This window comes from Paenibacillus sp. XY044 (assembly GCF_002257645.1).
In the GTDB taxonomy this organism is placed as follows: Bacteria; Bacillota; Bacilli; order Paenibacillales; family Paenibacillaceae; genus Paenibacillus_AQ.
In genome coordinates, this window is record NZ_NQMO01000001.1 from 79,635 (window position 1) to 105,976 (window position 26,342).

The window sequence follows — 26,342 nt, forward strand, 5'->3', positions numbered from 1 at the left end:
GAACCCAATCGCTATGGCACAGTCCTTCGCTAAACGGAACCTGCGGCAGGCAAAATAGGCAAGCGGCCCTAGGAAAATGTCCAAAGCTAAGCAAGTCTGCCCCGAATACAATAGCATTGGACTTGACATTCGTTGATGGGGAGGTTTTGCCTATGGGTCGTCTTTTCAATAGTCATCGGCTTAAGAAGGGAAAAGGGCAGTGGGGGAAAGCGCGCCGCGCCAAGCCGGATAATAAAATAGCTGCCATATCGGCGGCTGAAGCGACCGGCGGAAATCTTCCGCTGAACTCGGTGGGGACTTCCAACCTGGTGGACGGAGCGGTGGTGACGACCAAAATCGCCGAACATTCGGTCACCGCCGACAAGCTCGGTTTATCCTGGCTGAGCGTCCCTGCCGCTGCAGGCTTCGCTGATGCCCTGAGCCGCCTAAAAGCCCAGGGGGGCGGCGTGCTCGTGCTCCCCGCCGGAAGCTACCCGATCGCGGCAGATACGGTGGTGGATCCGAGCATTACCCTTCGCTTGATGAACGGAGCCCAGCTGAACATCGCGCAAGGAAAGGTGCTGACCATAAACGGCGGCGTGGAGGCCGGAATGTACCCCATTTTTGCAGGTTCGGGAAGCGTGAGAGGTACGATGGCTGAATATTATCCGCAGTGGTTTGGGGCCGCCGGCGACGGGAACGCGGACGATTCAGCCGGCATTCAGGCCGCCGTCAACGCCGCGAACGGGTCGGGGGCGACCGTGGTGCTGCCTGCAGGAACGTACAAGATCAAGGAAATCAAGCTTCAGAATCGTATGATGCTGAGAGGAGAGAAGGGGGCTGTTCTGGAGCCGTATACCGCGGGTCAGGATGCAAAACTAACGGCTTCCGGCGTAACCGATTTCGAGGTGGCCGATCTTGAGGGCCGCATCAGCCTGAATATTTTGTCCAGTTCGGATTTCGTCATCCGGAATCTCCGGGTTCGTCAAAATGTGGAGGGATGGCATATTTACCAGTCCGCCGACGGACAACTCGTGGATAACCGCATTGTGGAATCCGCCAATAAGGACGAACGGTTCATGTATCTTAATGATTGCACCCGAATGCTCGTGCAGGGCAACCAGATTCGAAATCTGACCTTGTTCAACGGCACAGATCCGAACAGCAATACGGGAATCAATATTTCCTCCTCCAGCTACTGTCAGATTGTCAATAACTATGTGGAAAACTGCGGTGGTCAGGGCATCTGCTTCGACACTAATACAGGGATTGCGGATGCCGCCTCCCGGGCCTGCTTCAGCAACATTGCCGCAGGCAATATCGTGATCGGGAACGGACAGGAAGGAATCACGGCGTTTGCATCCAAACAATACGAAACCTATGATATAACGGTCGTAAACAATATTTGCATCAATAACCGGTATAACGGAATCGAATTTTGGGGCGTTAGACAAGGCGTGATCGAAGGGAACAGCATCAGCGCCCCCGCGATGAAGGAGTACAGCTTCGGGGCGATCAACATTTTCGCGGCGAAGGACGTCATCATCGACGGCAATTCGATCGAGAATGTGCCTACGTCCGGGATTGCGCTGGTAAACGGACCGAAATATGCCGAATCCCGGTGCCAAAATATCGTCATCACGAGCAACCGGATTCTGAACTGGAACAACCTTGACTTAAGCCCCGCGACCAATCATGACCAAATCTGCGGGATTAACTTGTTCAATGCCGACTACTGCTTGATTCAAGGGAATCTGCTGATGGATACGAGACCCGGTCGAAAAAATGTCGTAAAGGCCATCTCCGTGGTGGAAGGCCGCCATCTGATCCGGGGCAACATCAATCCCCAAAATTTATTGATTGACGACCACGTGGAAGCCGATCTGTCGTGGGCCGGTCACCAAATTGCCGAACGGTCCCCTTACGTGCGCTTTTCCTCGCTGCCGGGCGACGTCAACAATGGCGTCATGACAGGAGTGGATCCCGGAACACTATGGTATAACCACAGCAAGCTTGCGTTCTTTTACAAAGGATTCGATAAAACGATGCTGACCCCGCTGGTCCTGGATGAGAAGAGCACCTCCGGGTTTCCGTCCGGAGACTACGCGCCGGGATTTTTCAGCTATCAGACCCAAACGGGAAGACTATTTTACCGGGGCAAACCGAATAACTCGAACGGCAAGTATATGGAAGTTGTGCTTAAGGATAAGTTCATCAATTTGAAGCGAAGCACCGAAGTGTCGAAAACTCCGGTGGAAGGCGACACGTATTATGATACCGTACGAAAAAAGCCGGTTTATTACGACGGCGCAAATTGGAGAGATTTCAGCGGCAACATCGTCAGCGTGAACCCATAAACAGGGGATGTCCTGCGGTATGTAGATCTATGAGGGTAAAGAGAGGAGTTGTTCGCAAGTGAAGGGCATTATTTTGGCAGGAGGCAGCGGGACCAGGCTGTACCCGCTCACCAGAATCATTTCCAAGCAGCTGCTGCCGATTTATGACAAACCGATGATTTACTACCCGTTATCCGTTCTTATGCTTGCGGGAATCCGGGATATTCTGATCATATCGACGCCGCAGGACACCCCCCGGTTTGAGGAATTGTTCGGCACGGGCGAGCAGCTTGGAATCCGGCTGTCCTACGCGGTGCAGGAACAGCCGAACGGGCTTGCGGAGTCGTTCATCATCGGCGAAGAGTTTATCAGCGGCGACAGCGTGGCACTGATCCTGGGGGATAATTTGTTCCACGGCCATGGACTGACGGAAATGCTGCAGTCGGCGGTACGGCGGGAGCGAGGGGCGACGATCTTCGGCTACCATGTGCAGGATCCCGGCCGATTCGGCGTGGTGGAGTTTGATAAAGACGGGCGGGCGGTTTCCATTCAGGAGAAGCCGGCAGTGCCGCGGTCCAATTACGCGGTAACCGGACTGTATTTCTATGACCGGAACGTCGTGGATTACGCCAAGCAAATCGTACCCTCGGACCGAGGCGAGCTTGAAATTACCGATATTAACCGGATGTATTTGGAGCGTGGACAGCTGCGGGTGGAAATATTGGGCCGCGGGTTTTCGTGGTTTGATTCGGGAACGCATGAGTCGCTGTTGGAGGCATCCCAATATATCGAAACGATTGAGAAGAGGCAAAGTCTGAAGGTGGCCTGTTTGGAGGAAATCTCTTATTCCAAAGGATATATCAACCGGGAGCAGTTGACACTGCTGGCCCAGCGAATGAGCAAAAACGCTTATGGAGCCTATCTGATGCAGCTTGCCGCCGGTAACGTCCAGGCCATCTATCAATGATGGAGGGCTGGATACAACCAAAAAGCCGGCGCCTCTGCGGCAGAGGGGCGGCTGTGAATGGGAGAACAGGCTCAGCAGCTGTTCTTTGTTCTTGCTTCCTCAGTAAACTTTATGGATAACGTCCTCAAACGCCGGCTCTTCCGTATGGATGTCGGCTGCTTCGCCCCATGCGGCCATTTCGCGCAGAATGTCCACCGCCCGGATCTGCTGGCGGTTCGCTTCAACCCGGACGTAATCGGGTCCGGTCTCCACGACGCGGAACGCTTCTCCAGAGGGCAGGCGCACTTCTAGCGGGAGCCGGAGGCTCTCTTCGCCTGGTGGAAGAGGAATGGTCCAGGCACCAGCGAAAGTCACCCGGATCATCGTCGGAAGACCGATTTTCTCCCGGAGTTCTTCGATGGTCCCATCATAACTGAGCTGCCCGTGATTGATGACCATGACACGCTCGCAGAGCTGCTCGATGTCGTCCATATCATGGGTAGTTAGCAGGATGGTCTTGCCGAACTCGGAATTGAGCGTCTTCAGAAATTCGCGGATGCTGCGTTTGGCGGTGACGTCGAGGCCGATCGTCGGCTCATCCATGAACAGGACGTCCGGGTCATGCAGCATCGAGGCGGCGATGTCTGCCCGCATCCGCTGTCCAAGGGACAGCTTGCGCACCGGCGTCGTCCAAAATTCTCCCAGGCCGAGCAGTTCGGATAGCTGTCCGAGACGCAGGTCCCGTTCCTTGTCTCCAACCTTGTACATATGGGCCAGTATTTCGTACGAATCCTTGACCGGCAGATCCCACCACAACTGGCTTCGCTGCCCGAAGACGACGCCAAGCCGGCTCACGACTCGGCGCCTGTGCCTATGAGGATCGACCCCGCCGATCCGGACTTCCCCCGATGACGGATGAAGGATGCCGGTCAGCATTTTGATTGTCGTCGATTTTCCCGCACCGTTCGGCCCGATATAGCCGATAAAATCCCCCTCATTGATCGTAAAGCTGATATCGTTTACCGCTTCCTTGATGCGGTATTCCCTCGTAAACAAGGTGCGGATGCCCGCGAAGCTTCCTTCCTTGACCACAGGCGTTTTAAACTGCTTGTGCAGGCCTCTGGCTTCAATCATCGGCTTGGGCCGATCTTTGCCGGCCGACAAGTCAACCTCCGTATGTACGGCTGCATCTGTCATGATTCCCATATCGATATTCTCCTTTCTAGCTTCCGGTACTTTGGTATCGGGACATCCCGAATGTCCACAATTTCATGCTGGCGAAGAGGCAGATTGCCGCCACTAGGGCGGTGCCGAGCAGAACCCAGGCGCCCAGCTCCCCGCGCAGGATAAACAGCGAAGGCACATAATTGACGAAACCGACGGGAATCACGACGAGCAGGATGGACCGGAGCCAGACTGGATATAAGACCAGCGGGTAACGGACCGCGGTCTGGGAGGCGTCCTCCGTCAGCGTCTGCAGCTCGTTGATCCGGGTCAGCCAGAACCCGGCGGTAGCGGTGGCGAGACCGATGGCGAACAGGATGGCTGCTCCGGTAAGGATCACCAGAAAAGTGAAGGGAACCGCAATCCACGTAATTTGCCCGCCCTGCATCAGCCCGTGAAGCGCCCATGTCAGAATAAATCCGCCCTGCAGCAGTTCCCCCGGCATCATCCGGAAGTTTTGCGACATGAGGGCGAGCAGAACCGGGACCGGCCGGGTCAGGAGCTGATCCAGGTCGCCTGACGTCAGGTAGTTCTCGAGATGGTGAACGTCGTTTGCAAAGCTGCGGTACAGTGCCTTGGACAGCGTCATGACGGCGAACAGGTAGGCGACTTCATGGAGCGACCACCCCTTCACCGCACCGAACTTGTTCAGCACGATGGCGATCATGAGAAATTCGGCGATCTGGATCGCGGCAGCCAGGAATGTCCCGAGCAGAAAGTTCATCTTATACTGCATCCCGCTGCGGATGCTGGAGCGGATCAATACGAAATACAGGTGAAGCCAATACCGGATTCTCATCCGCCCTGCACCTCCACCTTGCGGCGAACGACCGCCGTTATACCAAGACAAGCCAAAGTCATCAGTACGCACCATACCAGGGAGCCCAGCAGCCGGGAGGCATCCTCAAACCCGAGATAAATCCGGGTCGGCACATACAGGAGGTAAGGATAGGGGGAGTACCAGGAAACCGTTTGCAGCCAATGCGGCAGCCATTCCACCGGAATAAAGAAACCTGCCAGCAGATTGATCAGGGCATGGTTCATCCAATACAACCAGCTGGATTCCGTGGTCCACAGCGCCGTAGCCCCGATCATGTAATTGATACAAATCGATAAATAGGAGGCTGCGGCCAGACCGGCCAACGTCAGAAGCAGGGTGGTGACTTGATGCGGAAGCGACAGGGAAAATACGAGGACGTACAGCAGATAGATCGGAATGGACTTGTACACAAACTGATACGCGATTTGACCCCATTCCCGGCACATCAAATGAACGAACAGATGAACCGGCCGCATCAGATCCAATGAGATCTGGCCTGTCCTGACCGATTGGGGAATGCCCAGCCCGTTGGTCGTAAATCCGGAAATCCACAGTGACGCCTGGGTAAAAGCGATGTAGCCGATCATGCCGTGCACGCCGTATTCGCCGAGCGGCCTATCCTGGCCGATGCCGATCCAGATACAGGCATACAGGTAGCCGAACAGAGCACTTGCAACGTTGTGCAGCATATGGGCCCCGCGGTATTGCAGGTTGCGCGCATACGCTTTTGAAGCCAGTGAGAAATAAAGCATTACACACCTCCGATAAGTTTTGTGGCGACGAGAACCGTCAACTTCAGTCAAGGCGGGTGAGTGAGAAGGATTTCCATCATACCAAATATAGGATGGCACGACAAGGGGGATTTTTCGGGTGGATGCGAATGCTGCGCCTGCCTGACGACATGCGTATGCAGCCGTGCGACATTCCAATATAACGCTTTCGCGACGCTTTTTCCACGTGATTTCCCACAATTATTTTTGTAATCGAAGGTGATCCGGCGCATATTGACTTGCCTTGCCTTCCGAGTAGAATGGGAGCAAAGACGAAGTGAAAAAACGAATACATTCGGTTTGAAGGCACCGGAGGAGAGTACCCGATGATATCATTCAAGACGCGGCCGCAGCACCGCCGCAAGACTTCCATGCAGCGCAGAAACCTGAGGGTTGCCAGCCTGGAGGGCATCCCCGCCGTAATGTTTATGACCTTGCTTGGCGGGCAGTTTTTGACCGGTTACCTGCTGTACCTGGGCGCAAGCTCGGGCGAGATTGGATTCGTGCTGGCGATCACGACCTTTGTCAATATCGTCCAAATTTTTGCTGCGTACCTGATCCAGAGACTGCGCAGCCGGAAGTGGACGTTGGTGCTGTTCGTTGCCGTGCACCGGGTCATTTGGGGAAGCACCGGGCTCGTGCCGTTTATTGTTCCGAAGCCTTACTGGGTGCCTGCGTTTATCGTGTTGTACACGGTGGCGTTTATGTTCAATACGCTAGGCGGGATCCTCTGGAACTCGCTTATCAGCGATATGGTCCACCCCAAAGTCAGGGGAAAGTACTTCGGCATCCGGAACACGATCCTGAATGCGCTCGGAACACTGATGATGTACGGGGGAGGCGTCATCCTCGATCATGAGCCGGGTGGAAAGGGATTCCTGCTGCTCTATATCATCGTCTGGGTCTGCATTGCGGCGAATATCGCCGTGTTCTTCTTCTATCCGGACATCCCGTTTGAACGGTCTTCGGAGAAGCGTTTTATCCCGATGCTAAAAAGACCGCTGCGCGACGCCTCCTTTCTAAAGGCGACGCTCTTCCTGGCCGGATTCCTGTTTCTGCAAAACTTGGTGGTGCCGCTGTATTCGTATGTCATGCTGGAAATACTGCACATCAACTACCGGACGTTGTCGGTGCTGAACGTGCTGCAAACGGTGTCCATGATGGCCAGCTTCTATGTGTGGGGCAACCTGAACGTTCGGCACAGCAACCGCAGGCTGCTGTTTTGGACGCTGCCGATTATTGCGTTGTCCTGCCTCTGCTGGGGGCTGCTATCGGTAATGCCGATGCTGCCCGTGCTGATCGCGGCGCACATGATTTTCGGCATCGGCGTTGGTGGATTCAACCAGCTTGCGTTTAATTTTATGATCGGCGACACGCCTAAGGCGGAGCGCCCGATGTATATGGCGATGTACGCAGCCATTACGGGCGTCGCGGCGTTCTTTGGCCCGCTGATCGGAGGTAATCTATACGAGTTGATCGGACATTGGCCGGAATGGACCCGGATCTATGGCGTGCAGATCGTCGTCGGCTTCTGCATGCTGCTGCTGACGGTCAGTCTCGGGCGGAGGATTCTGCGAAATTCTTGAGGGCTCGAGAAAGAGGAGTGGGTTGTAGACATTCCGAGGCCGTGCGAATTTATAGAACTGCTTATCGATTATAATCAATTTGAATGCGATATGGCGGAGCGAACCTCCCTGAAGCAGATGGCAAATGAAGATTCCATCTGCTTCAGGGAGGTTTTGTTGTTGCTTTAAGCTATGCGGATGCACGAAGCAGCGGAGAGATCGAAGCCATTCCGGAAAAGCGAAGCGGTCGCCTTTGTCCCCGACATATCCTCCTTTAAAATAGATTCAAGGATATTCGGGGGCAACAGAGATTGAAGGAAGGATTTGATCGCGGAGCGTCCTCGCAACCGCCAACCACAGAGCTCCAGATAAACGTCTCACAACCGCTAAGTAGGCTCCACAAAGCCCGGAGCGACGTCCGGCCTTTCGCGTGAATCTTCCGATTGGGGGTATAATGAATAAGTAGAGCTGAATTTAGCAGTGGGGAGGAATCATTTATGTTTATCAACCAAATGTATATAAATGGGGGCTGGAAGGACGCAGCGGAATACATCGACGTCTTGAACCCGGCCACCGGTGAGGTGATCGGCATCGTACCGAACGGCGGGGCGAAGGAAGCCGGGGAGGCCGCAGATGCAGCGTACGAAGCGTTCCCGGCGTGGTCCTCGCTGACGGCAGACGGGCGGGGGGCGCTGCTGATGAAATGGCACGGCCTGATTGCCGAGCATACGGATGAGCTCGCCCGGATCATGACGAAGGAGCAGGGCAAGCCGTTGAAAGAAGCCGCAGGCGAAATCGCCTACGCGAACAGCTTCATTTCCTGGTACGCGGAGGAAGGCAAGCGCGTCTACGGGCAGAGCATACCGGCTTCGTCCGCTTCGCAGCGGCTCTGGGTGCAGAAGCAGCCGGTCGGCGTCGTGGCGGCGATCACGCCGTGGAATTTCCCGGCGTCGATGATTACCCGTAAGGTCGCGCCGGCGCTGGCCGCGGGCTGCACCGTCGTGATCAAGCCGTCCGAGGAAACGCCGTACACGGCCTTGAAGCTCGCCGAACTCGCACACCGAGCAGGAATACCAGCCGGCGTGATCAACGTTGTGACCGGCGAGGCGGCAGCGATCGCCAGCCGCTGGCAGCAGGACGAGCGGGTGCGCAAAGTTTCCTTCACCGGTTCGACCGCCGTCGGCAAGGAGTTGATGAAGGGGGCGGCTGAAACCGTCAAGAAAATTTCCCTCGAGCTGGGCGGACATGCCCCGTTCATCGTGACCGCCGCAGCGGATCTGGACAAAGCGGTGGACGGTCTGATCAAGTCCAAGTTCCGCAACGGCGGCCAAACCTGCGTCTGCACGAACCGGGTGTACGTGGATGAACGGATCGCAGACGAGTTCACCCGCAAAGCGGCGGAACGAACGGCTGCGCTCAAAGTAGGCAACGGCATGGAAGAAGGCGTGGACATCGGTCCGCTCATCAATGCCAAAGCGGTGGACAAAGTGCTGCGGCAGATCGAGGACGCCAAAGCCAAAGGCGCGGTCATCGTGACAGGCGGTGAGGTGCTGCAGCATTCCGCAGGACACTTTGTGCAGCCGACTGTGATTAGTCAGGCGACGGACGACATGGAATGTATGGTAAACGAGACGTTTGGACCGCTTGCTCCGATTACGACCTTTCGCACGCTGGAGGAAGCCGTTCGGCGGGCCAACCACAGTCCATACGGGCTGGCGGCCTACGTGTTTACGGAACGGATCCAGGAGGCGCTGTACGCCGCCGAAGCACTTGAATACGGGATCGTCGGGGTGAACGATCCTCTGCCTTCCACAGCGCAGGCTCCGTTCGGCGGATTCAAGCAGAGCGGGATCGGACGGGAAGGCGGCCATTTCGGCATCGAGGAATACCTGGAGGTCAAATATGTATCGCTCCGGTTCTAATCGGAGGAGCAGTTGGTAACGGGGTGATCATGGGTCATGACCCAGGGTTAAGCTACGGACCAAACTCCTAACGCAGTGCCCATGCAAGCCGCTATTTAGAAACAAAGAAGAAGCCCGAGGTGAACATCCTCGGGCTTCTTCTTTAACTAGCTATTATTTCGTTGTATTTGCTGCTGTATCGGCTGTACCTGCGCTTGCAGTCGAATCGGTTGCCGCGTTAGCCGAATCGTCCAACGAGTTGGTGATTTTGGCCTTGGACTTGAGGTCGGCAATCCAGGTCGACGCTTTCGTAGAAATGCCTTGCGTGATCAGTGTCTCCTTGATGTCGGCCTTCTTCTCGTCAAGCGTTGCCGTGTGCGCCGCTTTGCGGTCGGTGACCTTGATGATGTGGTACCCGTTGCTGGACTGAACGATGCCGCTCATTTCGCCTTTTTGCAGTTTGAAAGCCGCTTCTTCAAACGGTGCTTCCATTACGCCTTTGGCAAAGAAGCCAAGGTCGCCGCCGTTGTCCTTGGAGCCCGGATCGATCGACTTCTCTTTCGCCAGTGTGGCGAAATCGGCGCCATCCTTAAGCTGCTTCAGGATACTTTCGGCTTCTTCCTTCGTTTTCACCAGAATGTGGGAAGCTTTGACTTCTTCCGGCGTGTTGAAGGAATCTTTATTTTCATCAAAATATTTCTTGATATCGTCGTCGGTTACTTTCACTTCCGGTTCGAGCAGTTTGCGGAGTTGCACCTGCATGTTCATTTGCTTCTTCAGGTCCGCTTCCGTCATGCCCGACTGCTGCAGAGCCATTTGGAATTCCTCTTCGCTGCTGAAGCCCTTCTTGATATCGTCCATTTCTTTGGTGATATCGGCATCGGTCACTTTAATGCCTTTCTTGTCGGCTTCTTGAGTCACCAGCTCTTCCGTAATCAGGCTGTCCAGCGTTTGCGTTCCGCCGGCTTCCACAAGTGCGTCATAAAGCTTGTCCTTTTTAATGTCCGTGCCGTTGACCGTTGCTACCGCCGGGTTGCTTCCCGAATTAAAAGGAGGCTTGATCAGCACAATGACGAGAATGACGGCAAGCACGAGCGCTATGGCCATCCATACCTTGCTGCTTCCGTTGGACCATGCCTTCGGTGCTGGACCGGGCGCCGCTGCAGCCGCTGCTGGCTTCTTCTCTTTATTGGGCTTGGCCGGCGTTTCGCCGTCGCGTTTCATTTCGCTGAGAACCGGTGCGCCGCTCTCGGAAGGGGCAGCCGGTTCGCTGGTCCGTTCAGATGATTCCCCCGCAGTTTCGGTATTGTTCAGCTCTTCGTTGTTTAACGATTCTCTTTCTTTGTCTGTCATTAAATCTTGTCCTCCTTTAATATATGCAAAACGATTATGGGTTCACTTTACCAGATTTGTCGGAAATAATCCTTAAGAAGACATAAATTGTGACGAATTTTTTTTAATCCTGTTTTAAGATTCGGCTGTTTGCGGCGATTTTAATCAGGAGGCGGGAAATTGGCCCAAATAAAAACCGCTCCGAACGGGAATGTCCCGGGAGCGGCCGAATGCTTTATTTTTGCCGTTCGATCGATACGGCGTGCGCAATGCAAGGGATGCTCTCCTTCTGCTGATAGGAGAGGGGGGAGAGCAGGGCACCTGTCGCCACGACGAGGATGCGGTTCAGCTCGCCGCGCTGCATCCGGTTCAGCAGGTGGCCGTAAGTCACGACCGCCGAGCAGCCGCAGCCGCTGGCCCCGGCCTGGACATTCTGTTTGCCGTAATCGTAAATCATCATGCCGCAGTCCGAATACGTCGTTTGATGGATCGGAATGTTGTGCTTCTTCAGCAGATCGTTGGCGATTTGATAGCCGACCTTGGACAGGTCGCCGGTGACGATCAGGTCGTAATACCCCGGCTCGATCTGCAGGTCGCGGAAATGGGCTTCCATTGTATCCACGGCTGCCGGCGCCATAGCGGCGCCCATATTGAACGGATCGCTGATGCCCATGTCGACCACCCGGCCGATCGTGGCGGACGTGACATAGGGCCCGTCGCCGTCCTGCGACAGAACGACCGCGCCGGCGCCAGTCACCGTATACTGTGCCGTCGGCGGTTTCTGGGAACCGTACTCGGTCGGGTACCGGAACTGCTTCTCCACGCTGGCATTATGGCTGCACGTCCCGGAGAGCACGTATTTTGCGCCTCCCGAATTAACGATGTACGAGGCCAGCGCGAGGCTTTCCATCGATGTGGAACATGCGCCGAACAGGCCGAGATAAGGGATGTTCAGCGTTCTCGCGGAGAAGCTGCTGCTGATAATCTGGTTCATCAAGTCGCCGGCGAGAAAGAACTGGATTTGTCCTTCGGTCAGTCCGGCGTGCTGCACCGCCATTTTGGCTGTTTCCTCCATAAAAGCCTTTTCGGCTTTTTCCCAGCTGTCCTGTCCCAGGTACATGTCGCCGTGGATGATGTCGAAGTCGTCGGCCAGCGGACCCTGACCTTCGAACGGGCCGACGATCGCCGCTTTCGACTTGATGGATGGCTTGTTCTCGAACACCCAGCTTTGATGGCCTTTCAGCATGTGAATCCTTACCCCCCTACAATATTAGGATCAAAAATGATGTAGGCGATGCCAACGCAAAAAGCCGCAAGCGAACCGAACACGATGACCGGTCCGGCTACCTTGAAGATGCTGCCGCCGACTCCGAGCACGAGTCCTTCCCTGCGATACTCGATCGCCGCTGAAGCCATGGCGTTGGCGAAGCCGGTCACCGGGACGGCGGTTCCCGCTCCTGCCCACTGGGCGATTTTATCGTACACGCCTAAACTCGTGAGAATGACAGAGATGATGATCATGACGCCCACGGTCGGACTCGATGCCGCCTTCTCCTCAAATCCCCACCAGTGGATAAACATCTGCTGCACCGCCTGCCCGAGCAGGCAGATGAGACCGCCGACCAGAAAGGCCCTGTACAAATTTTTGAACGTAAACTTGCTGGGCTCGCGCTTTTTGGCCAAAGCCTGGTATTCCTGCTGGACAGGCGTCAGTTTCTTCTTCTTTTTGCTGACCATAATGCTTCTCTCCTAACGGGTTAATAATGGTTTAACATCCGAGATGACCTTCTCCAGTTGGACGGATACCTGCTCGTACATCACTTTGTTTTGTTCGTTTTTGCTCGAAAGCCCGAACATCTCCAGGTCCGCCTGGCATTTTTTGAGATCCGCATACAGCATCGCTTTTTGCTGCGGTTCGGGAACCTTGATCTGATCGTCGAACAGGTCGACGTACAGCTGTCCGTACGCATCCACCTGCCCGATAAAGACGTTATCCAGCGATACGCCCAGCTTCTCGAGCTCGGTATGTATCCAGCGGCGGTTCAGTCCGCGGGTGGCCAGCGGCTCGTCCATGATTTTGCCATCCAGGATGACCGTCTGCGGTTCGCTCTCCGGCCCGACCTTGATGCCAAGATGGGTTGGGGTCAGCGGTTGATTTTCTTTTTTCATCAGCACGTTGACTTGCCCGTTTGGCTCCATGATTGCAAATTCGACTTCCGCCACTTTAAAGGCGTTTTTACCGCGGAGCTGTTCCATGAGCTCTTCGTTCGTCAGCCGCTCTTTCTTCAGATTGTCCTCCATGACCTTGCCGTCCTTGATCAGCACGGTGCTGGTGCTGTCAATGAAATCGCGGGCTTTCTTGCTCTTTAATTGCAAAAATTCAATGATGAGCGATACGGCCACCCAAACCGCGAGGGAAATGACGCCAAGGTACCAAGTGGCTTTCAAATCAAGCGAGATGGAGGCAGCCAGGTCACCGATCGTGATGCCCGTAATGTACTCGAAGAAGGACAGCTGGGATATTTGTCTTTTGCCCAAGAGACGGGTCAAGCCAAACAGAAAGACAACAGAAGCCAATGTCCGTACGATAACCTCTATCCAATCCGGCATATCTATAAATTCCTCCATTCCAGATCTTTGCTTAAATCGCGGATAACAAAATTATTTGCAGCATCTTCTCGTTTTATGAATTTTTTGAATACAGGCAGGTTAGATTATGTTTCGTACTTATCCTGTAAAGGAGGTGAAAGTAACAATGACCGTTGCATCCCAAGTTAAAACGACACTCGCTTCCCTGAAAAGCGCTCAAGCCAGCTTGGAGACGTTTGCTCTCGGTACGCAAAACCAGGAAGCCAAAAACTTGTTTACCCAAGCAGCTCAGCAAACGCAGCAAATCGTGCAGCAAGTAGAAAGCCGGGTACAACAGCTTGAAAACGAGGAACCTCAATATAAAGGTTTCTAACCGGAACGCCTTTTTACAGGCGATGCCGCTTCTGACCAACAATGCTTTGCCTAAAGCACCGGTTTCCACCGGTGCTTTTTTCACATATCCAAGGGAGCTTATAACGTTCTGCATGGGATAAGCGTGACAAAGACATGGTCTTCATGGATAATATTAAAGTCATACCGCCGGACGGAAGCGGGGGGTTATATATAGAGGGGGTACATATAGAAATGAGAGCAAATCAAGCACGGCTGAATAAGCTGTTAGTTACAAGCCTTGTACTAGGAGTGCTGTTCATCATCATGATGATCCTGGTCGGAGCGGACCGGATCGTCTGGTTCGACAAATCCATCATCAACGCGGTTCAAGGAATGGAAAGTGAGGGGCTGACCCGCGTCATGAAGGGCTTCACCTTTCTGGGGTCGTCGCTCGTGGCTACACTGCTTAGCGTGATTGCGTTCCTGTTTCTGTGGCTGGTTTTGCGGCACCGCAAGGAATTGCTGATGTTTATTCTGTCGGTGGGCGGCTCGGAAATATGGAATATCATCATCAAAAATTGGATGCATCGGCAAAGGCCAAATACGCACCGGCTGATCGAAATCAGCGGATTCAGCTTTCCGAGCGGTCACTCGATGGCTGCATTCGCCCTATACGGCACACTGACCTATTTGCTGTGGAGGCATATTCCAGCACTGGCCGGAAGGCTTGTGATGATCGTCATCGGGGTGGTTCTGACACTCTTCATTGGGATCAGCCGGATCTATCTCGGGGTGCACTATCCGAGCGATGTCTTCGGCGGATATTTGGCGAGCGCAACGTGGCTGATGCTGTCTATTTATGTTTTTGAAAAGTACTGGAAGCCAAGGGCGTAGGCACCTGTAATTGATGGCGGTAAATCATGCGGCAGAAACTTGCATGAAAACGCCTCGCTCGCGTAATATGATTGCATAAAGATCTTTTCAAAGGAAAGGGTGTATGGCTTCGGTCCGATGACGTCGTTAAGAGAGTTTGTTCAACTGCCTGCCGTTAAAAAAGTGATGGTTCTCATTCTGCTCGTGCTGTTTTTGTATGTTTTCCGGAGCATGATGAACCTCATTCTGATCACCTTCATCATTACGTACCTGGTAAACCGGATTCATTCGTCGATCACCCGGCGGTTTACGAACCGAATGGGAATCAGCAAGAAGATCGCCGCATTATTAATTTATGCCATCTTTCTAGGAGCCCTTTCGATCGGAACCTACCAATACGCTCCCAAGCTGCTGGGAGAGCTGAACGTGCTGATTAATCAGGTCATCTCGTTTTACAGTAAGCCGCTGGAGCTCACCGACAATAAAGTCATGGACTACGTGCTGGAGTATATTCATAAGATCGACATTTCGCAGTATCTCAAGCAGGGTTATAACCTGCTGACCGGAACGATCTCCAACATCGGCAAGTTCGGCCTCAACTTTGCCATCGCGATCATCATGAGCTTGTTCTTCATGCTGGAGAAGGAGAAGGTAACCCATTTCACGGATAAGTTCAGAAGCAGCAAATTCGCCTACTTTTATGAAGAATTGTCTTACTTCGGGAAAAAGTTTACGTTTTCTTTCGGAAAAGTGATCGAGGTTCAGTTTCTGATTTCCATTATCAATGCGACGGCCTCTACGCTGTTTTTATGGATCCTCGGATTTCCGAACCTGTTCGCCCTCGGGCTGATGATTTTCCTGCTCGGTCTCATACCGGTCATGGGGGTGATCGTCTCCCTGGTGCCGCTGTGTGCCATCGCATTCAGCATCGGCGGTGTTATGAAGGTCATTTACGTCCTGATCATGGTCGCCGTCCTCCACGCGTTCGAGGCCTACGTTATGAACCCGAAGTTTATGTCAGATAAAACGCATCTGCCGATTTTTTATACGTTTGCCGTGCTGATTATCTCCGAACATTTCTTTGGGGTGTGGGGACTCATTCTTGGCGTACCGGTGTTCATGTTCCTGCTCGATCTGCTGGAGGTGCCGGTCAACGGGCAGAAGGAAGAACCCGCGAGATCCCCTAAGCCGAAAAAAAAAATACCGCACAATAAATCCTAACGGTTGATGTTAGGATTTTATTGTGCGGATATCCGTACCATTAAATATGCGAGTAAGAACCCGGCTGGCGGCGGTCCGAGTGCGGGCGGTAGGTCCGTTCGGTAAACCGTTTCAGGGAAGCGGGCAGCTTCTGCTTGAGCTGATCGGCGCGCTCCTGGGTCATTTTTCCGGATTTGACCGCGGCATCGATTTTGGAGCTTTGGACGGCCGTCATTTTCTTGACGAGCTCGTCGCCGCTCCAGCCTTTTTTCTCCTTGGCGATCTGCTGCAGCGTTTTGCCCTGCTTCCATTCCTTGCTGAGATCCTGGACGTTCATGCCGAGAAGATCCGCGGCGTCTTTAAGCAGGATGTATTTTCGGCCGTGGTGTTCATGGCGGATGTGATGGCCGTTCTCCTTTCGGTCCTGATCCGGTGTAGCTATATGGGCAGATGGAGAGTCGTCCGTTGGGGGAGAGACGGGAGCCGGGTCGGCGTATGCCATGCCGTGCGATCCGGCGAACACGATGCCGGCCAGCGCGCCGGCCATCAGCACGTTTTTGATTGGGTTCATGTAAGTTCACCTCTTGGTTGAATTGGGTCATTCTTCATTTATTCTGTCCTATTATGCGCCCAATTTGGAAAAACATACATGTATTTCCCAAAGATGTATTGTCAGGTCCGGTCTGAAATATTTGGTTTGGTATCACAGGGGGCTTCACCGGGTAATTATTCGGGAAGACGATACAATATGTACTATATAGAATGAACTAAAGAAATGTAATAGACCGTATTGGGCCGCTATAATAGGAAGTTCAATGAATACTTTAGTTCAATCTATATAACGAACGGATTAGGAGGGGTGAGCGTGACTTTTGGCGCGAGGATGTTAAAGACGGGAATCGCGGTTACCCTCGCTTTATATATCAGTATTTGGCTTCACTTGTCTTCGCCGGTGATGGCGGCCGTGGCGGCTATATTTGCGATGCAGCCGTCGATTTACCGCTCATGGCGGTACTTTCTGGATCAGCTCCAGACCAATACGCTGGGAGCCGTGCTGGCGCTGCTCGCAGGCCTGGTGTTCTCGAACGAACCGATTGCCGTCGGCCTGGTATGTATTTTGGTCATCATGATTTGCCTGAAGCTGAAGATGGGGGATACGATCGGCCTGACACTGGTCACGGTCATTGCCGTCATGGAGGCTTCCGGGCAATGGCAGTTTGCGCTGACCCGGTTTTCACTCAGCTTGATCGGCATCGTATCGGCCTTTTTGATTAATATTTTACTGTTTCCGCCGAAGCCGAAGCAGCAGTTTATCGGGCAGATTCAGAACACGTTCGACCGGATGTCGCTGCTCATGCGGACCGCCATTTCGGATGAAATCAAGGAAAACGTGTTCCGTGATAAAAAGCGCGAGCTGGAGGATGCCATCAAATCGCTGTCGAGCAAGTATCAGCTGTTCGAGGAGGAGCAGAAGAAGATGAAGCGGGCCTCCTTCAGCCAGACCCGGCTCCTGGTCGTCTATAAGCAAATGCTGAACGCGCTCCGGAAAGGCCGCGAGGTGCTGGACGCGGTAGAGGAGCATTATTTCCAGTCGGATCGCGAAGCCGGCACCGACCGGATCTTTGACGAACAGCTGGAGCGGCTGATCAAGTTCCACGAGCACATTCTGCTCAAGTTTGAAGAGAAGCTCAAGCCGAACTGCCTGGAAGCTTCGGTGCTGGACCAGGAAAACACCGCGTTTATCCAAGGCGTGCTGAGCCTAGCCATCGAGGAACCCGAAGGCAGGCTGCGTTTGTCGATCGTGGGGGCCACGATGTACGATTACGGCTATCAGCTGGAGCGGCTTAACCGATTGGTCGAGCATTATCACAAAACCGATGAGGATGAGTCCGGATTCTGGGCATCGTGGATAAAAAAATAGAAGGAACGCATAAACCCCGGCCACCTGCGGCAAACGCAGTTGATCGGGGTTTTAAGGTTCAAGCCTTTAGATCGATCAGCGGCAGCTTTGCGATAAACGCTGTTTCCGCCGTGTTGCTCGAGGCATAAATCTGCCCGTCATGCAGTTCGATGATGCTCTTGACGATGGCCAGCCCCAAACCGGCGCCGCCGGTGTCCAGGGAACGGGATTTCTCGACGCGGTAAAAGCGTTCGAAAATATAGGGGAGGTCCATCGGCGGGATCGGCGGTCCGTAGTTGATGACCCGGACCTCGGCTTCCTGCTCCGTCTTCTTGGCTTCGACCCGGATCTGCTTCCCGTCATTGCCATAGCGCATCGCATTCGTAATGAGGTTCTCGAACGCTTGCATGATCTTGTCGCCATCGGCCTGGATCATCAGCTTCTCCTGCGGCGGCGAAAAGACGATCTCCATGTCCTGGTTGCGCAGCTGCAGCGAAAATTCCGCGGTCAGCTGGCCGATCAGCTGCACGAGATCGATGGGGGTGCGGTGCAGTGTGATTTGGCCGAAGCCCATGCGGGTATAGTCGAACAGATCATTTACGAGCCGATTCATCCGTTTGGATTTTTCGTAGGCGATATCGACGTAGTACCGCAGCTCCACCTCGTCCTTGTATTTGTCCTCCTCAATCAGCCGGAGATAACCGATGATGGACGTCAGCGGCGTGCGGAGGTCGTGGGACACGTTGGTGATCAGATCGTTTTTGGCCTGGGTCGCCAGCCGCTCTTCCTCCCTGGAGGCTTCCAGCTGGGAGACCAGCGCGTTGATCTGCCCGGCCAGCAGCCCGAGCTCATCCTTGGATCGAACCGGAATCTGGACATTCGTATTGCCGGAAGACATTCGCTGAACCCCACGGATAATATTGGTCAAATTCCGGGTCGTCCCCCAGCTTAGAATCATGCAGTAAAAAATGAACAGCATAATGACGACAACGGCCTGCCACACGGAAAACCCGAAAATCCGGTTCACCCGGATGACCGCTTCCACAAAGGGATACAGCAGTTTGAAATGATTGTCGTACACCGACTGCAGGATCGGCTTGACGATCATCAGCGTGGCGAATGTCAGGGCGACACTGAGGAAAAATAACGTGACGATTTTCCACTGCAGCTTGTTGAATAAACTACGCATCGATTTTATAACCTACTCCCCACATGGTTTGGATCAGCTTGTAGCCCAGTTCCTTCTCCAGCTTGTCCCGGAGGTTGCTGATGTGAACCATGACCGTATTGTTGGAGACGTAATATTTTTCCTTCCAGACCCGCTGGAAGATTTCCTCGGCGCTGAACACTCTTCCCGGATGGGAGGCGAGCAGATGCAGAATATCGAATTCCCGGCCGGTGAGCTGTACGTCGGTCCCCCGGGCGGTCACCTTATGGGATGTCCGGTTGATCTCCACGTCGTGAATCCGAAGGGTGGAATCCGTCTGCTCTTTCGGTTCGTTATATTGAAAAGAACGCCGGAGGAGCGTTTTGACCCTCACGGTCAGCTCCAGCGGATTAAATGGCTTGATCATGTAATCGTCGGCACCCGTCATCAGTCCCAGGATTTTGTCCATATCCTCGGTCTTCGCGCTGAGCATCAGAATCGGAATGGTCGACTCGTTTTCCCGAACCTGGCGGCAGACCTCAAGACCGTTCAGTTTGGGCATCATCACATCCAGCACGATGAGATCCACCGGATGCTGATTCAGCAGCTCAAGCGCTTCTTCGCCATGATAAGCGCAGATGACGTGAAAACCTTCATTTTGCAAATAAATCGAGATGAGATTGGCGATTTCCTTGTCGTCGTCGACGACCATAATGTTGCGCATTCATAAACCTCCATTAGTGCATGTCTATAAGTTCGAGACGGCACGGACCGTACGGGTCAGCCAACTGCGGGCAGGATTGTCCTCATGCTCGAAGGCGTAATCGAACATGGTCGCGGCGTCCTGGAACCGGGTCTCGGTGTCGGGCGCTCCCATGACTACGGCAATGACCCGCTTGCCGTCCTTTTCGGTCGTTCCGGTAAAGCAGTATCCGGCCCGCTCCGTATACCCGGTTTTGAAACCGTCGTTTCCCGGATAGGCATAAGGTTCGCCGGGGAGCATCGCATTGGTCGTATGCAGCGTAATTCGTTTCTCGGGTATGCTGACATCGGCCTTTTGCGTAATATTTAAAATTTCGGGGTAGGATTGAATCAGGCACTTCGCCAGCTTGGCCACATCCTGCGCGCTCAGCATCGTCTCTCCCCGCGAAGCGGCCGACTTGAACTGCCGCAGATCGCTTGAGGTCAGTCCCGTCGCATTGGCGAAAACGGCTTGGGGAGACAGACCGATGTCCTTGGCCCTGGCGTTCATTCGTTTGACGAAGTCCTTCTCGCTGCCGCCGATATGCTCGGAAATGGCCAACGCCGCATCGTTTGCGGAGTGCACGACCATCGCTTCGAACAGCTGGCGCAGCGTCAACGTCTCGCCCTCGTGGAGTCCGATTTCGGAGCCTGTCACGTTCGCGGCATACCGGCTGGCAGTAACCGGATCATCCCAAGAGCTCTGCCCTTGATGGATGCTGTCCAGCACGAGCAGCTCCGTCATCATTTTGGACATGCTGGCCGGCGGGAGTGCTTGTGATCCGTTATGCTCATAATATACTTTTCCGCTCTCCACATCCATAAGAACGGCTGACTCTGCCTTGATCGTGATCATGGGAAAACGAATCAGGCTGACGGCTGCTGCGACCGTCAAGCTCGACAGCAAAGCCAGTGCGATCAGTCTTCTTTTTTTCTTTTCCTTTGATTTCATTGCACCATACCTCGTTTTATTCGTTTTGAATACCTTATATCTTTTACCAGTCTAACCATCAAACTTTAATTGCCTTACAAGAAAATCTTAAGAAATGTAAAGTTTCCGTCCCTGTTCGGATATATAATATGACTAACCTAATGCCGCCCGGCAGCATGGAAAAATTACAGACATCAATCAAGAGATAGAGAGACTGGAGGGTTTACAATGCAAACCAACACTTGGAAGAGACTCCCGATGGCCGATTGCGTCCGGGATTTGGTCGCCACTGCCCGGGGAGACCGGAAAGCAAGCCTCGTCATCCTGAACGCGAAACTGGTGAACGTCTTGTCAGGCGAAATCGTGCCGGATATGTCCATTGCGGTACAAGGATCGCGAATCGCTTATGTCGGCAAGGACGTGAGCCACACGATCGGCGAAGAGACCGTGGTGATTGATGCCGCAGGCAAATACGCGGCTCCGGGGCTGCTGGACGGGCACTGCCATATCGAAAGCACGCAGCTTACGGCAACCGAATTCGCCAGAGCGGTGCTTCCGCTGGGCACGACAGGCGGATTTTTCGATGCGCACGAAATTTCGAACGTCCTCGGGCTGCCGGGCCTGCGCTTCATGCTGGAGGAAGCCAGAACGACGCCTCTGGCCGCCTATATGCAGGTCGCTTCCTGTGTGCCGTCGACCCATCCCGGACTCGAAACGACCGGGGCTTACATCGGTCCTGAAGAAGTGGCGGAAGCGCTCAGCTGGGGCCCGGATATGATCGGATTGGGCGAAGTGATGAACTTTCCCGGCGTCGTGTACGGCGACGACAAAATGATCGGGGAAATCGAGGCGACGCTGCGGGCCGGAAAATACGCGGACGGCCATTTTACTTGGAGCTCAAGTGATTGGAGGCTTCCGGTGTATGCGGCGAGCGGCATTGACGGAGACCATGAATGCGTGACGGCGGAGGATGTCATCGAGCGCGTCCGGCTCGGCATATACGCCAAGATGCGGCAAGGCTCGGCGTGGCATGATGTTGCGGCCACCATCAAGGCGCATACCGAAGGCGGTTTGGATACCCGGCGCATGATCCTGGTCACGGATGACCGGAGCTCGGAGTCGCTGATGAACGAAGGGCATATGAATTTTGTCGTCCGCCACGCCATCGCGCAGGGCGTCAAGCCGGTTACGGCTTTCCAGATGGCCACGATTAACACGGCCGAACGGTTCGGGGTGGCCAGAGACATCGGGGCGATCGCGCCCGGGCTATGCGCGGATATCATTCTGCTGGACGGGAATTTGGCCGACGTGAACGTCACGATGACGGTCGCTGCCGGACAAGTCGTGGCGGAAGAAGGCCGGATGACCGCCGAGTGGGAACCCTATGCCATACCGGCCGAGGCGTACGGCACGGTCAAGCTGGGGCGCCCGATTGAAGAACGGGATTTTGTTATCGCCGCACCGCAAACGGGCGGAACGGTTGAGGCCCGGGCCATCGGGGTCGTGGAGAATCATGTGGAGACGAAGGAAACTCTGGTGAGCGTGCCGGTGGAGGATTCGGCGCTTCGCATTACGCCGGAGAGCGGCTTGTGCAAAATGGCGGTGTTTGAACGCCACGGTCAAGGTGGAGGCCATGCGCTTGGTATCGTGGCCGGGATCGGCTTTGAGGAACCGGCCGCCATCGCAATGACCGTAGCTCATGACAGCCATAACGTAACGGTCATCGGCAATGATGACCGGCTGATGGCAAAAGCGGGAAACAGGGTGACCGAAATGCAGGGCGGCGTCGTGATGCTCACGAACACAGCCCAGACGGAGTTTCCGCTGCCGGTTGGCGGCCTGATGTCCGATCAGCCGTTTGAAACGGTCGCGAGCCAGTCGGAAGCGATCAGCCAGGCACTGATTCAGTCCGGCTGCCTGGTGAACAACGCCTTCATGACGTTGTCGCTTTTGGCGCTGGTCGTCATTCCGGAGCTGCGCCTGTCCGATAAAGGGTTGGTCCGGATCTCGGCCGAAGGCATAGAGATCGTGCCGCTGTTCCGGAGTTAAGCAGGGGCGGAGGAAACGACAGACTTCTTCAAAAAAAACCACCGGCGGGGACTATAGGCCCCGCCGGTTTTTTTGAAGGGTGCAAAGATTGGGATCGGTAAAGGAAACGGACGGGCGTCCGCGAATAATAATAAGATGAAGCTTGAGCCGCGAAGAAAACCGGAGCGTCACTACGGCCCTCCCGGAAGTTCTGAGGATACCAAAAAGGGGAGCCGGAGGCCCCCCTTATACTGCATTGATTTACAATTCAAAAGTTGGTAATATAGATCTTGTGACTTTAAAAGGGTACAAATAAAAATAATAATCCTACATGGATTTTATCACAATGGGATGAGTTTGTCAAACATTTAAAAGGGGATGGATATCGGCATGGATTTAAACGATCAGGACTGGCAGCAGGAGCAGCAGCGGGTCACTCATGTCACCGGAAAAATCGCCCGCCGCAAAAAAGCGCTTGAAGCGGAGGTTGGAACGGTCCGAGTGGACGTCGTGGAACTCAGAAAAGATTTCTGGGACGAGGTCCGCGTCAATTTCAGCAGTGCCGACGACCTCGGAGAGACTTCGACCAGTTTGCGGCAGCAGTCCCAGGTGCTGTCGGAGCGCGAGCGCAGCCATTTGCAGGCCTTTGAATCCTTGAAGAAGCTGCGGCTGCTGGAGAAATCGCCGTACTTCGGACGGATTGATTTTACGGAAAAGGGACAGAAGCAAACAGAGCAGATTTACCTTGGCATCGCTTCGTTCCTGGATGACGACCAGGAGACCTTCCTCGTGTATGACTGGCGGGCTCCCGTATCCAGCTTGTACTATGATGGCGCACCCGGGCCGGCTTCCTACCAGACACCCGGGGGCGAAATTGATGGGACGATGGAGCTGAAGCGCCAGTTCGTTATCAGAGATGGCAGGATCGACGTCATGTTCGACACCGGCGTTACGATCGGTGACGAGCTGCTGCAGCAGGTGCTCAGCCACAGCTCCGACAGTCAGATGAAGAGCATCGTGGCGACGATCCAGAAGGAGCAGAACGCCGTCATCCGCAACGACAAGAGCCGGATGCTGGTCGTGCAGGGGGCGGCCGGAAGCGGCAAAACGTCTGCGGCCCTGCAGCGCGTCGCCTATCTGCTCTATAAATACAGGGAGATTCTGAAGGCCGATCAGGTGCTTCTGTTCTCCCCCAACCCGTTGTTTAACAGTTATGTCTCCACCGTCCTGCCGGAGCTGGGCGAAGAGAACATGATGCAGACGACGTTCCAGGCTTATCTGGAACACCGCCTCAGCAAGGAATTCGATGTGGAAGACGTGTTTTCGCAGATGGAGTCGATTCTGAATGCGGAGGAAGGGGAGTGGCTTGAGAATAAAAAGGCGTCCATCGCCTTTAAGGCCTCGCCGGCGTTCCTGAACATCATCCGCAGCTACAAGGATTATCTTGAGCATGACGGCATGATCTTTAAGCCGATCCGTTTCAAGGGGCATCTCATCGTTTCGGCTGAAGCGATGAAGGAGAAATTCTACAGCTATGACCCGGCGGTTCGCCTGGCCAACCGGATCGAGCTGATGCGAGAGTGGCTGCAGAAGGAGCTTGCTTCCTTTGCGAAGCAGGAGCGGAAAGCGGCATGGGTCGATGACCAGATTGAGCTGCTCAGCGCGGAGGAATATCAGAAAGCGTACACCCATGTCCGAAGAAAGCTCGCGTCCAAGAAAGACACCTTTGACGATCACGAGCGCGAACGGAACCTGCTGGCCAAAATGATCGTCAACGAGTGGCTGAAGCCGGTGCGCAAATGGATCAAGCGGAAGCGGTTCGTCGACGTCAAGGCGCTGTACCGCGAGCTGTTCGTCAATGAGGAGCTGTTTGCCCGCGTCAGCGGCAGAGGTGATTTGCCGGAGCGGTATCATGAGATTGGCGCCCGGACGGTTACAGATTTAATGGAAGGAAGGCTGTCTTACGAGGATGCGACGCCTTATCTGTACATGCAGGAGCTGATGAAAGGATTCCAGGTCAACAGCATGATCCGGCACGTGTTCATCGATGAAGTTCAGGATTACTCTCCGTTTCAGCTGGAATACCTCAAGCGTCTGTTCCCGCGGGCGCGCATGACGGCGCTGGGCGACCTCAACCAGGGAATTTACCCGCACACCGGCGTGCTCGGCGGCAGCCTGGCGTCCCTGCAGGAACTGTACGGTCCGGAAGAAACGGAGGTCATATCGCTTACCCGCAGCTACCGCTCGACTTATGAGATCGTGGATTTTACCCGGAGTATGATGCCGGGCGGGGAAGCGATCGTGCCGTTTAACCGGAACGGGGAGAAACCGCTCGTGCGGGTGCAGCAGGATCGCGAAGAGCTTCACGACCGGATCGCCTGTGATATCCGGGAGCTGAACGCGAAAGGCTACGAGCATACGGCCATCATCTGCAAAACGGCGGAGCAGTCCGAGGCGGTATACGAAGCGCTGAAGGGTCGCCTTCCGCTGAAAAAGATCACAAAAACGACCCCTTCCTTCGCCAACGGGACGTTGGTCATCCCGTCTTATTTGGCGAAAGGGGTCGAGTTTGATGCAGTCATCATCTATGACGCGTCGGCGCGCGAATATGGCCGGGAGTCCGAGCGGAAGCTGTTCTATACGGCTTGTACCCGGGCGATGCACCAGCTCCATGTGTACAGCCTCGGCGGGCCGAGCCGCTTCATCACGGATGTGGCGGATGATAAATACGTGTTGGCCTAGAAGGGCTTCGATCGTCCTGCCAAGTTTGAGGGGATTTACACGGGCTCCGTCAGCACGTAGGCCTGTTCCTCGAACGGCTTGCGGTATTTGGACGGAGTACAGCCTTTGTGCTGCTTGAAGACGGTAATGAAGTAGCTGAGGTTGTCAAAACCGACATCCATGGCGACCTCGACGATTTTTTTGTCGGTGTTCTCCAGCAGTTTGCATGCCTTGAGCACCCGGTAGTGATTGACGTACTCCACGGGGCTCTTCTGGGTCATCTGTTTGAAAAAACGACAGAAATGCCCTTCGCTCATGTTGATCTGTCCCGCCAGCTCTTTGAGCTTAAGCGGCTCGGCGTAATGATCATGTATATAATGAAGCGCGGTCTTCAGCCGCTCCACCTTGTCATGGCTTCCGGTGGGGCGGCTTTTGTTATCTTCGCCCAGCGGCGCTTGGGCCGACAGCAGGGCGAAGATTCGGAGCAGATGCGCTTTCGTCGACAGCTCGTAAGCCGGTACCTTGGCTTCATTTTCGCGGATAATCCGGTGCAGCGCATCCAGAATGTCTTTTTCCCATCCCGTATTTCCGGTGATGTGCTGACGGGGCAGAAAGGTCTTTTTCATCAATGGATCAATATATTTCTCCTGAATAATGTCAAAGTCCGGGCTGCCGAGCAGATCGGCGCTGAACACGACCGCTGAGAAGACGCATGGTTCTTCCGAGGCGAGCATCCCGGAGTGAATCTCCCCGCTGTTGACGAATACGGCCTCGCCTGCGCGGACCTCGACATACGTCATATCGAGCTGAAACATGGCGCTGCCTTGGTGCAGTACGATAAATTCCATTTCGTCATGCCAGTGGCAGTCCAGAATGCTCTGTCCGTTGAGCTGCTCCACTCTGGGGTAGATGCTGACGGGATACAGGGGATGTCCGTGCACGCGGTTCTCCCTGAGCATTTCTCGGTTCATAAGTCGTCACTTCCATTCCTAGCAAATATCAATAT

The 26,342-nt window shown here is 54.4% G+C and carries 22 protein-coding genes; 10 read left to right on the plus strand and 12 right to left on the minus strand.

The annotated features are described in order from the left end of the window. The first annotated feature begins 152 nt into the window (after nt 1-152). Both CJP46_RS00370 and rfbA read left to right on the plus strand, forming a co-directional pair. Nucleotides 153-2,336 (plus strand): right-handed parallel beta-helix repeat-containing protein, encoded by a 2,184-nt coding sequence (locus CJP46_RS00370; protein WP_094593640.1) that lies wholly within the window; start codon nt 153-155, stop codon nt 2,334-2,336. Nucleotides 2,337-2,394: 58 nt separating this feature from the next. Next, nucleotides 2,395-3,282, plus strand: coding sequence for a glucose-1-phosphate thymidylyltransferase RfbA (gene rfbA, locus CJP46_RS00375; RefSeq protein ID WP_094593641.1), 888 nt, complete (start codon nt 2,395-2,397; stop codon nt 3,280-3,282). A 99-nt stretch (nt 3,283-3,381) separates the two neighbouring features. Here the strand turns inward: rfbA and CJP46_RS00380 are convergent, their stop codons facing one another. The 3 genes from CJP46_RS00380 to CJP46_RS00390 form a co-directional block, all read right to left on the minus strand. Continuing rightward, nucleotides 3,382-4,395, minus strand: a complete 1,014-nt coding sequence (locus tag CJP46_RS00380; RefSeq protein ID WP_094594999.1) for an ABC transporter ATP-binding protein — start codon at nt 4,393-4,395, stop codon at nt 3,382-3,384. Nucleotides 4,396-4,483: 88 nt separating this feature from the next. Beyond that, the gene (locus CJP46_RS00385) at nt 4,484-5,284 is read right to left on the minus strand and encodes an ABC transporter permease (protein ID WP_094593642.1); all 801 of its coding nucleotides are present in this window, start codon (nt 5,282-5,284) and stop codon (nt 4,484-4,486) included. Beyond that, nucleotides 5,281-6,057, minus strand: a complete 777-nt coding sequence (locus CJP46_RS00390; RefSeq protein WP_094593643.1) for an ABC transporter permease — start codon at nt 6,055-6,057, stop codon at nt 5,281-5,283. The genes CJP46_RS00385 and CJP46_RS00390 overlap by 4 nt, the downstream gene beginning before the upstream one ends. Before the next feature lie 344 nt (nt 6,058-6,401). Between CJP46_RS00390 and CJP46_RS00395 the strand changes: the two genes are divergently transcribed. Both CJP46_RS00395 and CJP46_RS00400 read left to right on the plus strand, forming a co-directional pair. Continuing rightward, nucleotides 6,402-7,661 (plus strand): MFS transporter, encoded by a 1,260-nt coding sequence (locus CJP46_RS00395; protein ID WP_094593644.1) that lies wholly within the window; start codon nt 6,402-6,404, stop codon nt 7,659-7,661. A gap of 476 nt (nt 7,662-8,137) precedes the next feature. Next, nucleotides 8,138-9,562: an NAD-dependent succinate-semialdehyde dehydrogenase gene (locus CJP46_RS00400; RefSeq protein ID WP_094593645.1), complete on the plus strand. Its 1,425-nt coding sequence runs from the start codon at nt 8,138-8,140 to the stop codon at nt 9,560-9,562. A 153-nt stretch (nt 9,563-9,715) separates the two neighbouring features. On the opposite strand, the gene CJP46_RS00405 is transcribed toward CJP46_RS00400, so the two are convergent. From CJP46_RS00405 to CJP46_RS00420, 4 genes are all read right to left on the minus strand, one after another. Next, a complete protein-coding gene (locus CJP46_RS00405) occupies nt 9,716-10,894 on the minus strand; it encodes a peptidylprolyl isomerase (RefSeq protein WP_094593646.1) in 1,179 nt (392 codons plus the stop codon). A gap of 214 nt (nt 10,895-11,108) precedes the next feature. Further along, nucleotides 11,109-12,119 carry a stage V sporulation protein AD gene (gene spoVAD, locus CJP46_RS00410; RefSeq protein WP_094593647.1) on the minus strand — a complete coding sequence of 337 codons (1,011 nt, stop codon included), beginning with the start codon at nt 12,117-12,119 and terminating at the stop codon, nt 11,109-11,111. Between the two features lie 8 nt (nt 12,120-12,127). Further along, complete coding sequence (spoVAC, locus tag CJP46_RS00415; protein ID WP_094593648.1) at nt 12,128-12,610, minus strand: stage V sporulation protein AC; 483 nt, start codon at nt 12,608-12,610, stop codon at nt 12,128-12,130. 12 nt (nt 12,611-12,622) lie between these two features. Beyond that, nucleotides 12,623-13,483, minus strand: coding sequence for a DUF421 domain-containing protein (locus CJP46_RS00420; RefSeq protein WP_094593649.1), 861 nt, complete (start codon nt 13,481-13,483; stop codon nt 12,623-12,625). A gap of 145 nt (nt 13,484-13,628) precedes the next feature. Here CJP46_RS00420 and CJP46_RS00425 point away from each other — a divergent pair, with 145 nt between their 5' ends. The 3 genes from CJP46_RS00425 (at nt 13,629) to CJP46_RS00435 (ending at nt 15,889) form a co-directional block, all read left to right on the plus strand. Continuing rightward, nucleotides 13,629-13,835 carry a DUF1657 domain-containing protein gene (locus CJP46_RS00425; protein WP_094593650.1) on the plus strand — a complete coding sequence of 69 codons (207 nt, stop codon included), beginning with the start codon at nt 13,629-13,631 and terminating at the stop codon, nt 13,833-13,835. A gap of 212 nt (nt 13,836-14,047) precedes the next feature. After that, the gene (locus CJP46_RS00430; RefSeq protein ID WP_094593651.1) at nt 14,048-14,689 is read left to right on the plus strand and encodes a phosphatase PAP2 family protein; all 642 of its coding nucleotides are present in this window, start codon (nt 14,048-14,050) and stop codon (nt 14,687-14,689) included. Nucleotides 14,690-14,806: 117 nt separating this feature from the next. Beyond that, complete coding sequence (locus CJP46_RS00435; protein WP_094595000.1) at nt 14,807-15,889, plus strand: AI-2E family transporter; 1,083 nt, start codon at nt 14,807-14,809, stop codon at nt 15,887-15,889. A gap of 40 nt (nt 15,890-15,929) precedes the next feature. Here the strand turns inward: CJP46_RS00435 and CJP46_RS00440 are convergent, their stop codons facing one another. Next, nucleotides 15,930-16,439 (minus strand): hypothetical protein, encoded by a 510-nt coding sequence (locus CJP46_RS00440; protein WP_094593652.1) that lies wholly within the window; start codon nt 16,437-16,439, stop codon nt 15,930-15,932. Nucleotides 16,440-16,733: 294 nt separating this feature from the next. Between CJP46_RS00440 and CJP46_RS00445 the strand changes: the two genes are divergently transcribed. Next, the gene (locus CJP46_RS00445) at nt 16,734-17,789 is read left to right on the plus strand and encodes an FUSC family protein (RefSeq protein WP_094593653.1); all 1,056 of its coding nucleotides are present in this window, start codon (nt 16,734-16,736) and stop codon (nt 17,787-17,789) included. A 58-nt stretch (nt 17,790-17,847) separates the two neighbouring features. Here CJP46_RS00445 and CJP46_RS00450 read toward each other — a convergent pair whose 3' ends face one another. The 3 genes from CJP46_RS00450 to CJP46_RS00460 are packed head-to-tail and all read right to left on the minus strand — an operon-like array spanning nt 17,848 to nt 20,608. Continuing rightward, nucleotides 17,848-18,957, minus strand: a complete 1,110-nt coding sequence (locus CJP46_RS00450; protein WP_094593654.1) for a sensor histidine kinase — start codon at nt 18,955-18,957, stop codon at nt 17,848-17,850. Next, entirely contained in the window at nt 18,950-19,639 is a 690-nt protein-coding gene (locus CJP46_RS00455) for a response regulator transcription factor (protein ID WP_094593655.1), read from the minus strand. The genes CJP46_RS00450 and CJP46_RS00455 overlap by 8 nt, the downstream gene beginning before the upstream one ends. A gap of 24 nt (nt 19,640-19,663) precedes the next feature. After that, on the minus strand, nt 19,664-20,608 hold the full coding sequence (locus CJP46_RS00460) for a D-alanyl-D-alanine carboxypeptidase family protein (protein ID WP_094593656.1): 945 nt from the start codon (nt 20,606-20,608) through the stop codon (nt 19,664-19,666). 207 nt (nt 20,609-20,815) lie between these two features. Here CJP46_RS00460 and CJP46_RS00465 point away from each other — a divergent pair, with 207 nt between their 5' ends. Together CJP46_RS00465 and helD are read left to right on the plus strand one after the other, a co-directional pair. Beyond that, a complete protein-coding gene (locus tag CJP46_RS00465) occupies nt 20,816-22,636 on the plus strand; it encodes an adenine deaminase (RefSeq protein WP_094593657.1) in 1,821 nt (606 codons plus the stop codon). A gap of 369 nt (nt 22,637-23,005) precedes the next feature. Further along, nucleotides 23,006-25,357, plus strand: coding sequence for an RNA polymerase recycling motor HelD (gene helD / locus CJP46_RS00470; protein ID WP_094593658.1), 2,352 nt, complete (start codon nt 23,006-23,008; stop codon nt 25,355-25,357). A 35-nt stretch (nt 25,358-25,392) separates the two neighbouring features. Here helD and CJP46_RS00475 read toward each other — a convergent pair whose 3' ends face one another. Next, entirely contained in the window at nt 25,393-26,307 is a 915-nt protein-coding gene (locus CJP46_RS00475; RefSeq protein WP_094593659.1) for an AraC family transcriptional regulator, read from the minus strand. Nucleotides 26,308-26,342: the final 35 nt, after the last annotated feature.